The organism is Streptomyces sp. NPDC090741 (assembly GCF_044769045.1).
Classification (GTDB): domain Bacteria; phylum Actinomycetota; class Actinomycetes; order Streptomycetales; family Streptomycetaceae; genus Streptomyces.
Window position 1 is genome coordinate 24395 of record NZ_JBIVXF010000033.1, and the last position, 12319, is coordinate 36713.

10 protein-coding genes, 1 tRNA gene and 1 pseudogene are annotated in these 12319 nt (G+C 70.7%); 8 read left to right on the plus strand and 4 right to left on the minus strand.

The window, feature by feature from the left end:
* Window positions 1-12 precede the first annotated feature (12 nt).
* On the plus strand, window positions 13-1359 hold the full coding sequence (locus ACIQU4_RS41710; protein ID WP_403742987.1) for a YhgE/Pip domain-containing protein: 1347 nt from the start codon (window positions 13-15) through the stop codon (window positions 1357-1359).
* A gap of 314 nt (window positions 1360-1673) precedes the next feature.
* Window positions 1674-2489 (plus strand): aquaporin, encoded by an 816-nt coding sequence (locus ACIQU4_RS41715; RefSeq protein WP_403742989.1) that lies wholly within the window; start codon window positions 1674-1676, stop codon window positions 2487-2489.
* On the opposite strand, the gene ACIQU4_RS41720 is transcribed toward ACIQU4_RS41715, so the two are convergent.
* Window positions 2440-3954, minus strand: coding sequence for a carboxylesterase/lipase family protein (locus ACIQU4_RS41720; protein ID WP_403742992.1), 1515 nt, complete (start codon window positions 3952-3954; stop codon window positions 2440-2442). The genes ACIQU4_RS41715 and ACIQU4_RS41720 overlap by 50 nt on opposite strands.
* 150 nt (window positions 3955-4104) lie before the next feature.
* On the opposite strand from ACIQU4_RS41720, the gene ACIQU4_RS41725 reads away from it, so the two are divergent.
* The 5 genes from ACIQU4_RS41725 to ACIQU4_RS41745 all read left to right on the plus strand — a co-directional run bounded on the left by ACIQU4_RS41725 (window position 4105) and on the right by ACIQU4_RS41745 (window position 9481).
* Complete coding sequence (locus ACIQU4_RS41725) at window positions 4105-4998, plus strand: LysR family transcriptional regulator (RefSeq protein ID WP_403742995.1); 894 nt, start codon at window positions 4105-4107, stop codon at window positions 4996-4998.
* A 57-nt stretch (window positions 4999-5055) separates the two neighbouring features.
* A complete protein-coding gene (locus tag ACIQU4_RS41730; RefSeq protein ID WP_403742997.1) occupies window positions 5056-6111 on the plus strand; it encodes a tartrate dehydrogenase in 1056 nt (351 codons plus the stop codon).
* Window positions 6112-6389: 278 nt separating this feature from the next.
* Window positions 6390-7052: a deoxynucleoside kinase gene (locus ACIQU4_RS41735; protein ID WP_403742999.1), complete on the plus strand. Its 663-nt coding sequence runs from the start codon at window positions 6390-6392 to the stop codon at window positions 7050-7052.
* Window positions 7053-7152: 100 nt separating this feature from the next.
* A complete protein-coding gene (locus ACIQU4_RS41740; protein WP_403743002.1) occupies window positions 7153-8343 on the plus strand; it encodes an MFS transporter in 1191 nt (396 codons plus the stop codon).
* Between the two features lie 181 nt (window positions 8344-8524).
* Window positions 8525-9481 (plus strand): ion transporter, encoded by a 957-nt coding sequence (locus tag ACIQU4_RS41745; RefSeq protein ID WP_403743005.1) that lies wholly within the window; start codon window positions 8525-8527, stop codon window positions 9479-9481.
* A 114-nt stretch (window positions 9482-9595) separates the two neighbouring features.
* Here the strand turns inward: ACIQU4_RS41745 and ACIQU4_RS41750 are convergent.
* Window positions 9596-9669: transfer RNA gene (locus ACIQU4_RS41750), tRNA-Met, on the minus strand.
* Between the two features lie 165 nt (window positions 9670-9834).
* Between ACIQU4_RS41750 and ACIQU4_RS41755 the strand changes: the two genes are divergently transcribed.
* Complete coding sequence (locus ACIQU4_RS41755; protein ID WP_403743008.1) at window positions 9835-11118, plus strand: NAD(P)/FAD-dependent oxidoreductase; 1284 nt, start codon at window positions 9835-9837, stop codon at window positions 11116-11118.
* A gap of 38 nt (window positions 11119-11156) precedes the next feature.
* On the opposite strand, the gene ACIQU4_RS41760 is transcribed toward ACIQU4_RS41755, so the two are convergent.
* Both ACIQU4_RS41760 and ACIQU4_RS41765 read right to left on the minus strand, forming a co-directional pair.
* Window positions 11157-12083, minus strand: coding sequence for a formylglycine-generating enzyme family protein (locus tag ACIQU4_RS41760; RefSeq protein WP_403743011.1), 927 nt, complete (start codon window positions 12081-12083; stop codon window positions 11157-11159).
* Between the two features lie 101 nt (window positions 12084-12184).
* Window positions 12185-12319: pseudogene (locus ACIQU4_RS41765) on the minus strand (ABC transporter permease); the annotation flags it as partial.

Genomic DNA, 12319 nt, shown 5'->3' on the forward strand with positions numbered 1-12319 from the left:
ACCGGAGAATCGATGCCCCAGTCCACACACCCCTCCGTGCTCCGCCGACCCCGGCTGTGGATCGGAACGGGACTCATCGCCGCAGTCGTCTCGATGTTGTTCGCCCTGCTTTACGTCGGCGGCAACGTCAACCCCAAGGGCAACCTGCGCGACCTGCCCGTGGCCCTGGTCAACACGGACAGCGGCGCCGACGCGGGCGGCCGCCACGTCAACCTGGGCGAGCAGATCGTCGCGGGCGTACAGAAGGCCGCCAAGGGCGACAAGAGCATCGAGTGGCAGGTCGTCAGCCGCGAGGAGGCCGACAAGCGGCTGGGCCGGGGCAAGGTCTTCGGCGCCCTCGTCATACCCCAGGACTTCAGTGCCACGGTGACCGCGCTCGGTGCCCCGCAGCCCGCGCCGCAGGGCAAGGCCGCCCCGCCCACCCTGACCGTGCTGACCAACCAGTCGGCCGGCAGCATCGGCTCCTCCATGGCCTCCCAGGCCGCCCAGAAGGCCGCCCACGCCGCGTCCGCCCAGCTCGGCCAGGAGCTCCTCAAGCAGGCCGCAGCCCAGAAGACCCCGCTCCCGGCGGCCGCCCAGCTCAAGCTGGCCGACCCCGTGACCGTCACCGTCGCCGACGGCCACCCCGTCGGCTCCCGCAGCGCCATGGGTCTGAGCGCCTTCTACTACGCGCTGGTCCTCGTCGTCTGCGGCATGCTCGGCGCCAACCTGGTCAACTCCCAGGTCGACACGGCCCTCGGCTACCTGCACACCGACTACGGCCCGGTCCGCAAGCGCGAGCCCGTCCAGCACACCAGCCGCGTCCGCACCCTGGCCGTCGGCATGGCGCTCATGCTCGGCATATCGCTCGTGATGGGCACCCTGGTCGAGGTCGCCACCGTCAAGATCCTCGACATGGACGCCTCCTACCTCGGCCTGCTGTGGCTCTACTCCGTCGCCACCGTCGCCGTCGTCGGCATCGGCAGCCTGGCCCTGTTCGCAGCTTTCGGTACCCCCGGCATGCTGCTGGCCACCATCGTCTTCGTCGCGATGGCCGTCCCCTCCTCCGGCGCGACCGTGCCGCTCCAGGCGCTGCCCGGGTTCTTCCGGGCCCTCGCCGACTTCGAGCCGCTGCGCCAGATCACCGAGGGCATGCGCGCCATCCTCTACTACGGCGCCCAGGCCGACGCGGGCCTGAGCCGGGCCTGGGCCTCGATGGGTATCGCCCTCGTCGCCGCGCTGGTCTTCGGCTTCGCCGTCACCCGCTTCTACGACCGCCGCGGGCTGCACCGCATCCCCCGGCCCGGCGCCGAGTCCCCGGCCCCGGCCCCGGCCGAAACCCCCGAGCCCGGCGGGGCTGAGGCAAATGCCACGGCCTGAGACGGCCGCCGTGGGCACCCTTCCGTAACGGCCCCGGGCCGCAGCCACGCGCTGCGGCCCGGGGCCGTCTCGGTCACGGCACGGGCCCGAGCGCGGTGGGGGCCGGGGGTGTGGTGAGCAGGGTGCGGAGGTAGGGGAACGGGACGCGTTTCCAGGGCATTGCCATCGGCCCGCCGGTCCCCGCCCTTGAACTCGCACCACCTGCTCGTCGGCGTGTACGCGCGCATCCCGGCCCGGGAGTGCCGCACGCTTCCTCGACGGGCGCACCGTGCACGCACCCGAGCGCCGCGGTCGCCCGATCGGAAGGAGTGCCCATGAGCGGAGGCGAGATGTCCGGACCCGCGGCCGCCCCGGCCGGGGAACCCGGAACACGCACGGGTGCGGCCCCGGCGCCCGTGCCGACCGAGCCCGAACGCCCCGGTTACCCCCTGTACGAGTTCGCCCTGACCGCGACGCTGATGTTCACCGTGGTCACGATCATCCGCTGGGTACTCGATCCGGCCTCCCCCCTCGCCCTTGGCAGCCTCCACCTAGCCCTCCTCGTCGTGGGTGCGCTGGCCGGGGCGCTCGTCTTCGGGCTGCTCCGCTCCCCGTGGGGGCGGCGCTCCGGTGCGCACATGAACCCCGCGGTCACGCTCGCGCTGTGGCTGCTGAGGGCCTTCCCCGGCCGCGGCGTGGCGGCGTACGTCGTCGCGCAGCTGGGCGGGTCGGTCGCCGGGACGGCTCTGGCCCGACTGACCTGGGGGCCGGCGGTCGCGCGGGTCGGCTACGGCGCGGCGGCCGCGGCGCCCTCGTGGAGCGCCTGGGCCGTCTTCGCGGCCGAGGGCGGCTGCCTGGTCCTTGTCACCCTGATGATCGGCTTCTTCCTCGTACACCCGGCCCAGGAACGATGGTTCCCCTCGGCCCTCGCGCTTCTCATCTGCGCGATCATTGCCGTTCTGGGCCCCCTCAGCGGCGGCGCCGCCAACCCGGCCCGCCAGTTCGGCCCCCTGCTGATGTCCGGAGCCACCGCCGGCCTGTGGATCTACCTCGTGGCACCCGCCCTCGGGGCCGCGCTGGGCGCCGGCGCCCACCACCTGATCATCCGGAGCGGTCCGGCCCCCCACGGCGATGCGAAACGGCCGTGGTGAGGGTGTCGAAGCACATGGTGGTGCGGGACTGCAGGTCGTACCGGTCCCAGCGCGGCATGGCCGGGTGGTTGGGGTCGCCGGTGCGTATGAACGCGATCCACGCCCCATGCATGGTCCTGGCGAGGCCGTCCCTGATTCTGGTGTCCATTCCCGCCAGGAACGGCGCGTGCGACCACTTGTCGAAATTGTCGAAGACGAACGGCAGGTCCAGGCAGTGCGGCGCGCCCAGGCGGCCGTCGTGCGCGGGGGTGGGGAAACCGAACTCGTACGCCCAGACCGGGCGGCCCCGTACCGCCCGCGCTTCCGCGAACGCCAGGGTGGGCTTCCTGAACAGCTCGTCGGTGCTCAGGTCGATGAGCACGTCGATCGGCCGTGCGCCCGGGCGGGCAGCCTCGTACGCCGCGTACGCTTCGGCCGCGCCGTCTCCGAAGCTGTCGCGTGCCCGGCGGAGCACCTGTTCCTTGGTCGCCGACGCGTACGTCCCGCCCAGAGCGAAGGTGAAGGCGGACTCTTCCCTGGTCCAGCCGATGAGGACGTCGATGTCCGAGCCCGGACCGTCGAGCAGGTTCAGCGCGGGTTGCCGCGCCGCCGTCCCACCGTCGAGCACCGGCATGAACGGCGCGGTCCAGTGTCCCCATTCCATGGTTGCCGCGAGCAGCCCGGCTGTGGCCTCGACCAGTCGCGGCCACGGCATCCTGCGCAGTTCGTCCTCGTCCTTCGCGCCGGCCATCTCCAGATAGGCGGCGGTGCGGGCCAGGGACTCGGCAGGAGTGGCGAGGGGCATGGCGAGCGGGACGCTCTGCAGGATGGCCCGGTGGAAGAGCCGGCCGTCTCCCGCGTGGGCCGCGAGCGCCGCGGTGGAAAGCGCGCCGGCGGACTGGCCGGCGACGGTGACGTTGCCGGGATCCCCGCCGAAGGCGGCGATGTTGTCCTGGACCCAGCGCAGTGCGGCGAGTTGGTCCGTGAGCCAGACGTTCGCGCACTCGGCGCTGCTGTCCGATGCCAAGGACAGCAGGCCGAGCGGTCCGAGCCGGTAGTTGAGGTTCACCACCACGAGGTCGCCGTTCCGCGCGAAGGTCTCGCCGGAGTAGTTGGGCATCGCCCCGGACCCGGAGATGAAGGCGCCACCGTGGATCCAGACCAGGACGGGTCGGCGCGCGTCGTCGGCGCCGGGCGTCCAGACGTTGAGCGTCAGACAGTCCTCGTCGAAGGGCGGGAGCCCGTGGCCGCCCAGGACCGGGTCGCCCTCGCGGACGGCCTGTGGCGAACCGGGGCCGTGCTTGGTCGCGTCGAGGGTGGCGCTCCATCCTTGATGCGGCTGCGCGGGGCGCCACCGGAGGGGTCCGACGGGCGGCGCCGCGTACGGCACGCCCTTGAACACGGCCAGGTCGTCTTCGACGACGCCGCGGATCGGGCCCGAGCGAGTGTTCACGATGGGCGCGGTGCGGTCCTGAGCGAAACCCATCCAGTGCGTCCTTCCAGACCGGGGCCGAGGCCAGACCGGGGTCGAGGGTCTTGGGCCACCTAAAATATTGCGCCCTGCTGGCGATCGTCAATATAATTCGATCCCCGGTTGATGTGGAGGGTCTCATCCGGTGGGCGCCTACTCTGAACCGTGGACTTCCGGCAGCTGACGTACTTCCTCGCCATCGTGGACCACGGTGGCTTCAACCGGGCGGCCGCGGCGCTCTACGTGTCGCAGCCGTCCCTGTCACAGGCCATCCAGACCCTGGAACGCGACGTGGACGGCCGCCTGTTCCACAGGATCGGCAGGAGGGTGGTCCTGACCGAGGCCGGTGCCGCACTGGTTCCACGGGCCCGGGAAGCCCTGCACGCGCTGGAGCTGGCCAGGGCCAGCGTCGGCTCCGTCCACGAACTGCGCGGTGGGCGCCTGGAGATCGCCGCGATGGCCTCACCCACCATCGAACCACTCAGCACCATGGTCCAGCGCTTCACCCGGCGCTTTCCCGAGGTGTCGCTCAGCCTGCGCGTAGCCCTCACCCGTGAGGCCGTGATCGAGATGGTGCGCAACGGAGGCTGCGAACTCGGACTGCTGATCACCTCGTCGCCGCTGTCGAGTCGCGATGTCGTCCCGCACGATGTCGGAGACGACAGACTCGTCCTGGTCACCCCGAAGGACGGCCCCTTTCCGCCCGGGCGGGCGGTGCGGGCCGAGCAACTCGGAGGGCATCGGCTGATCGTGGGGCAGCGGGGGACCGGGATCCGTGCCTACGTCGACGACCTGAAAGCACAGGGCATCGACGTCCGCATCGCAGTGGAGACCGAACACCGCATGGCCTTCCTGCCCCTGGTGCTCGGGGGTGTCGGACTGGCGGTCGTGACCGAATCCTGGGCCGACCTGTCCGAGCGGGCCGGAGCCCTCGTCCTCGACCTGGAACCGGCCTGCGTCCAGCACAACGTCCTGGTGAGCCGCAAGGGGCGGCTGACGCCGGCTGCCGGTGCCTTCCTGGAGATCGCCGGTCCACCGGCTGATAGGGCCGGCCTATGAGACACATCGGGGATACGTGTTGGACCCGGACGACCCGTGATTGCTGGAATGCGAGCCATGACGAACCACAGCATCGCCCTCATCCCCGGTGACGGCATCGGCACCGAAGTCCTCCCGGCGGCGCGCGAGGTCCTCGACACCGTCGGGACGCGCCACGGCATCACGTTCACGTACGAGCGGTACGACTGGTCCTGCGAGCGCTACCTCCGCCACGGATCGATGATGCCCGAGGACGGACTGGAGCAGCTCCGCCGGCATGACGCGATCCTTCTCGGCGCCGTCGGTTACCCGGGTGTGCCGGACCACGTCTCCCTGTGGGGGCTGCTCATCCCGATCCGCAGGGCCTTCAGCCAGTACGTCAACCTCCGCCCCATCCGCGTGTTCGACGGTCTCCCCAGCCCCGTCCGCACGGCCGTGCCCGGCGAGGTGGACTTCGTGGTCGTCCGGGAGAACACCGAAGGCGAGTACAGCGAGATCGGCGGTCGGATGAACCGCGGGTGTCCCGATGAAATGGCCGTGCAGCAAGCGGTGTTCACGCGGGCGGGAGTGACGCGGCTCCTCGACTTCGCCTTCGCCCTCGCCGAACGGCGCGGCGGTCCCCTCACGTCGGCGACGAAGTCCAACGGGATCGTGCACACCATGCCGTTCTGGGACGAGCTGGTGGCCGAGCGTTCCGCCGAGCACCCCACCGTCGAGTGGAACCAGGAGCACATCGACGCGCTGGCCGCCAAGTTCGTCCTCGACCCCGCACGCTTCGACGTCGTCGTCGCGTCCAACCTCTTCGGGGACATCCTCAGCGACCTGGCGGCGGCGGTGGCCGGCGGCATCGGCATCGCTCCGTCCGCCAACCTCAACCCGCAGGGCGAGTACCCGTCCATGTTCGAGCCGGTCCACGGATCAGCCCCCGACATCGCCGGACAGGGCATCGCCAATCCGATCGGCGCGATCTGGTCCGCCGCCATGATGCTCGACCACCTCGGCCACCCCGCGGCCGCGGCCGACATCACCGACGCCATCGCCCGCGTCCTGGCCACCACCCCGGTCCGCACCCGCGACCTCGGCGGTTGCGCCTCCACCGCCGAGTTCACCTCCACCATCCTCCAGCACCTCTGATCAGGGCCTCTACGCCGCCGCCGGAGAGCGGGGCGAGGTGGGGCGCGGCGGCGCTCTGGCGGGCGTGTGGCGAAGCGTCATTTATGCTTCAAGGCGGCCGCGGGGCGGTGGCTCGTCGCTGCACGCGGCCACTGCCGAACGGTCAGTCCGGAAGGGGACCGGACGGCGCTGATCATGAAGATCTTGGGGAATCGAGTGACCGCCGACACGCGTCCCAGTGGTGTGGGGCGCCCGGCCCACCCGAACGCGAACAGATGACCCCCAGGGAGAAGTGAGGTATGGCAGTGATCTGCGTCGGAGGCATGATCGGAATCGGCAAGACGAGCGTGGCCGAACTGCTCGCCAAGGAGCTGGGCAGCGAAGTCTTCTACGAGAGCGTGGCAGACAATCCGATCCTTCCGCTCTTCTACACGGCGAGCCCCGAAGAGATCCAGGCGAAGCGCTACCCCTTCCTCCTCCAGCTCTACTTCCTGCAGACGCGGTTCGCCTCGATCAAGGAGGCGTACAAGCAGGGCGACAACGTCCTGGACCGTTCCATCTACGAGGACTGGTACTTCGCCAAGGTCAATCATGACCTGGGCCGGATCAGCTCCCTCGAGATGGGGGTGTACGAGGGGCTGCTCAACGAGATGATGCGCGAGATCGATGGCCTGCCGTACCGCAAGGCACCCGATCTCATGGTCTACCTCAAGGCGGACTTCGAAACGGTGCTGCATCGCATCGGGCTGCGCGGCCGCGATTTCGAGCAGGACGAGAGCCTCGTCGAGTACTACCGGACGCTGTGGTCCGGCTACGACGACTGGGTACACAAGCACTACTCGGCCAGCGAGGTCCTCGTCGTCGACATGAGCCACACGGATGTGGTGAACAACCCCGAGGACGCGGCCCGCGTGGCGAGGGAGGTCAAGGACGCCCTGGCGGCGGCCAGGCTCCGGGCCTGAGCGCTGCGAGACCGTGTGCGGACCGGACGCGCCGTCCGAGATGCGCTGACCTCGGCATGCCGCGCCGTCCAGGATGCCGGGCGCCGTTACCGTCGGCGCAATGGACGGTGATCGCAGGCGATGGCGCCAGTGCTACCTCGGTGGGGCGGTGTTCGCCGTGTGCATGGCCGGCACCACTCTGCCCACCCCCCTCTACGGCCTCTACCAGGAAAAGTTCGGATTCTCCGAGCTGCAGGTGACGGTCGTGTACGCCGTGTACGCCTTCGGCGTCATGGGGGTCCTGCTGCTGGCGGGCAACGCCTCTGACGTCGTGGGCAGGCGGCCCGTTCTGCTGACGGGCCTCGGACTCGCGGCGGCGAGCGCCGTCTGCTTCCTGTGTGCCACCGGGCTGGGTTGGCTGTACGCGGGCCGGCTGCTGTCGGGCCTGTCCGCAGGCCTGTTCACCGGGGCCGCCACGGCCTACGTCATCGAACTGGCGCCGCGGGACGGCTCCTCCCGCGCCACGTTCGTGGCGACGGCTGCCAACATGGGCGGGCTCGGCTGCGGCCCCCTGCTCGCCGGCGTGCTCTCCCAGTACGCTCCCTGGCCGCTGTACCTGCCGTTCGCCGTCCACCTCGTCCTCGTGGCCGGCTCGGCCGCCGTCCTGCTTCGACTCCCCGAGACGGTACGGGAGCGGCAGCCGCTCGCGGCGGTACGGCCGCAGCGGCCCGCTCTGCCCGCGTCGGTGCGGCAGGTGTTCGTGCCCGCCGCAACCGCCTCGTTCGTGGGGTTCGCGCTGTTCGGAGTCTTCACGTCGGTCAGCCCGGCGTTCCTCGTCGAGTCCCTGGGCGTGCACAACCGGGCCGTGAGCGGGCTGATCGTCGCGTTGGCGTTCTTCGCGTCGACCGCCGGACAGCTGGCCGTCGGCCGCATCGGGGTCGGCCGGTCCCTGCCGCTGGGCTGCGTGACACTCCTCGCCGGGCTGATGCTGCTCGCGGGCGCCCTGTACTGGGACCAGCTGGCGCTGCTGGTCCTCAGCGCGCTCGTCGGCGGCAGCGGGCAGGGCCTGGCCTTCCGCGGGGCGCTCTCCGCGGTGGCCGGGGCCTCCCCGGCCGACCAGCGCGCGGCGGTCATCTCGATGCTGTTCGTGGTGGCGTACGCGGGCATCTCGGTACCGGTGATCGGCGTGGGCGTACTGACCGGCCCCATCGGCCTGGAGGGCGCCGGACTGGTGTTCCTCGCCTGTATGACCGCCCTGGTTTCGACCGCGGCCGTCTATCTGCTCCGCCACCCCGTGCGCCAGGGGTGGTAGCGCACCGCATTCGGCACCCGTGACCGGGCGCCGACGTTCCCCGATCGGGCGATGTGTCGGGCCGGAGCGATTCGAATTCGCCCGTGCGGCGTTACACGACCTGGAGCTTGATCAAAGCCTCGGATCCGCCGGGGCGCGACACAGCCCGTGACCGGGTGCCGGTCACAGGCGAGGGAGCATGATGTCAGACCTCATTCGGACGTCCACCGGTCGCGAGAGGCTTGCCGCGCGCTGCCGCGACGTGTGCGAGGCACCCGTGTTCGCGTTAGGCGTCATCTCGGTGATCCTCCTGAACGCCGTGCTGCTGGGCGTGGAGACGTACAGCGGACTGTCCGTGGAGTACGGAGTTCTCCTCCACTCCGCCGAGCGGTTCTGCGTCGTGGCGTTCAGCCTGGAGATGCTGATCCGCCTGGCCGCGCACGCCGACCGGCCGAAAGCTTTCTTCCGCGATCCGTGGAACGTGTTCGATCTGCTGGTGGTCTCCTCGGCCTTCGTTCCGTTCCTGCGGGAGAACACCACGCTGCTGCGGCTGCTGCGCCTGGCGCGGGTACTGCGCACCGCGCAGTTCATGCCGCAGCTGCGGGTCCTACTGGTCGCCGTCGGCCGCAGCCTGCCCGGAACGGTCAGCTTCCTGTTCGTGGGCGCCCTGATCCTCTACGTGTACGCGATGATCGGTTGGATCTGCTTCGCCGGCCACGACCCGGCGCACTACGGCTCTCTCGGCCGGGCCGGGCTGACCCTGTTCCTGCTGATGACGCTGGAGGGCCTGGGCGATGCCGTTCATGCCGGACTGGCCGTCTCCCCGTTCAGCATCATCTACTACGCCTCGTACGTGCTCCTCGCCTCCTTCGTCCTGGTCAACGTGCTGATCGGTGTCGTCCTCAACGCCCTGGAGGAGGCGCGTGAGATGGAGCAGGAAGAGAAGCGGGCCGCGCAGGCCGCGGCCCGGCCGCCCGCAGGGCGCAGGGAGCGGGTGGCGTCGCAGGGGGCGGAAGGGGCGGACGAGCTCCGCCTGCGGATCGCGGCGGTTCGCAGCGCCCTCGACGACATGGAGGCCCAGCTCGACCCCTCGGGCGCAGCGTCGCCGGTCACGAGCGGATCCCCCTCGCTGGCCGGGGCGTCGGCGGGCGCCCGGTAGGCGTACGCCGGAAGGCGGGACACCTCCATCGCGCCCCGGTCGTACAGCCGGGCGCGCAGGACCCGCACGGCAGAAGGGCCCGGATCCTTTGAGGATCCGGGCCCTTCTGAGCAGTAGCGGGGACAGGATTTGAACCTGCGACCTCTGGGTTATGAGCCCAGCGAGCTACCGAGCTGCTCCACCCCGCGTCGGTGAACCCCACCCTACGGCACTGACCGACGATGTTCGACCAGCGTCGCGCACCACGCGCCGCACTGTGCCCCATTGGTCATGTGCCTGACAGTATGGGCACCCGCACCGCACCGCACCACTCCCATGAACGGCACCACACCACCGAAGGGAGCGATCGGCGCATGACCAAGCTTGAGAGCGCGGGATGCGACTACGACGTCGTCATCAGCGGAGCCGGCCTCGCCGGCAGCGCCGCGGCGATCCTGCTGGCCCGACGCGGTGTCCGCGTCGCACTGCTGGAACGCCGCTCGGACCCCGAGGCGTACAAGGCGCTGTGCACCCACTCCATCACGGCCAACGCCTACCCGGTGCTGGACGAACTCGGTCTCGTCCCCGCGCTGGAGAAGGCGGGAGCCGTCCGCAACGAGGCCCGCTGGTACACCCGTTGGGGATGGATCGAGCCGAGGGCCGCGCCGGACGGCCCCGAGCTGCCGTACGCGTACAACGTCCGGCGCAGCACCCTCGACCCGTTGATCAGGTCCCGTGCGGCGCAGACCGCCGGCGTCGATCTGCTCCTCGGCCACCACGTGACCGGGCTCGTTGAGGCAGCCGGGCGAACCGTGGGGGTGCGCGCCTCGACACCGCAGGGCGAGCGCGAGATCCGGGCCCGCCTGGTCGTCGGCGCCGATGGCAAGGACTCGGCCGTGGCGAAGTTCGCCGGGATGCCTGCCCGGCAGTACGAGAACACGCGGTTCGGGTATCTCGCCCACTTCCGCAACCTTCCGCTGCACGGCGGGATCGGCCAGACGTGGTTCCTCGAACCCGACATGGCGTACGCGTTTCCCAACGACGACGGGGTCACGGTCCTCGCGGTGCTCCCGGACAAGAAGCGGCTGCCGCCCTTCCGGGAGGACCTGGAGGGCAGCTTCTTCGAGTTCGTCCGCGCCCTGCCCGAGGCGCCGCCCATCGACTCCGCCGAACGCATCACGAAGATCATCGGCACCGTCAACTACCCGCTGCACACCCGCAAGCCGACCGCACCGGGCGTCGCGCTCATCGGCGACGCCGCCCTGACCGGCGACCCCCTGTGGGGAGTGGGGTGCGGATGGGCGCTGCAGTCCGCGCAATGGCTGGCCGAGGCGGTCGCCCCGGCCGCATCCGGCCGGGGCGACCTCGACAAGTCGCTGGTGGCGTACGCACGCAGACACCGGCGCCGGCTGCGAGGGCACCAGTCCATGGCCGTCGACTTCGCCAAGGCCCGCCCGTTCAACCCCATGGAACGGCTGGTGTTCTCGGCGGCGGCGCGCGATGAGTCGGTGGCGCGGCACATGCATCTGTTCGCACAGCGCCTGATCGGCCCGCTGCGCTTCTTGAACCCCGTGGCACTGGCCAAGGCTTCGGCCGTCAACATCAAGCACCGCCGGCTGGCTGTGCCACCCGCGGACCGGTCACACACAGACTCATGACCGGCTCCGGCTCCTCACCGACTGTGTAGATGCCGCTGTCAGGACTGCCGTGTCGGCCCTGCGGTCTTGCCGCTGTCCGCGGCCACGCGGAAGCCGATGTTGCCGGTGGAGCTGTCGGGCGTGTTGGAGCTGCGGGCCGCGACGCGGTAGCGGTTGCAGTACGAGTCGTGGCAGAGGTAGGAGCCGCCGCGCATCACGCGACTGGTTCCGGGGGCGAACCAGTCGGCGCACCATTCCCATACGTTGCCGACGGCGTTGTAGAGCCCGAAGCCGTTGGGGCGGAAGGACTTCGCCGGTGCCGTGCCCACGTAGCCGTCCTCCGCGGTGTTGCGGGTGGGGAAGTCGCCCTGCCAGATGTTGCACATGTGCCGGCCGCCGGGGGTGAGGTCGTCGCCCCACGGGTAGCGCCGCTGCTCGAGCCCGCCGCGGGCCGCGTACTCCCATTCGGCCTCGGTGGGCAGGCGCGTGCCGGACCAGGCGCAATACGCCTGGGCATCGTTCCAGGAGACGTGGATGACGGGGTGGTTCTGGCGCGCGGTGACGGACGAGCCGGCGCCCTCGGGGTGCCGCCAGTCGGCGCCCGGGACGGCCCGCCACCAGGGGACGGCCGCCACGGGCGCAGACGCGGCGGTGACGTCCTCGGTCAGGAAGCCGCCGAAGACGAAGGAGAAGCCGAAGTGTTCGGCTTCGGTGACGTGGCCGGTGGCTTTGACGAAGGTGGCGAACTGGGCGTTGGTCACCGTCGTGGGCGCGATGCGGAACGGGTCGACGGCGACCTCGCGTACCGGCCCTTCGCCGTCGGCCGGGAAGGAGTCCGGGTCGTCGGTGCCCATGAGGAAGCGCCCGCCCGGTAGATCGATCAGCCGGCGGGCGGCCCGCGGGGCGACGGCAACAGGTGGCCGCGGTGCAAGGGAGAGCGCGACGGTGGTGGCATCACCGTGTCCGGGGGCGCAGCAGGAAAGCATGGTGGCTCCGTCGGTGTGCGGTCAGGGAGGGCGGGTGCCCCGCGGGTGATGCCGCAGGGCACCCGACCGGTTACCGCCGGGCGGTGCGGTCGGCGGCTTGATCAGTTCTTGATCAGTAGGCCGCGGTTGCGCAGGACCCATCGTTCGAGGGGGCTGAAGAGGAGGAGGTCGATGGCGATGCCGACGACGAGGATCAGGGTGATGGCGAGGAAGACGCCGGGGAGGTCGATGTTGTT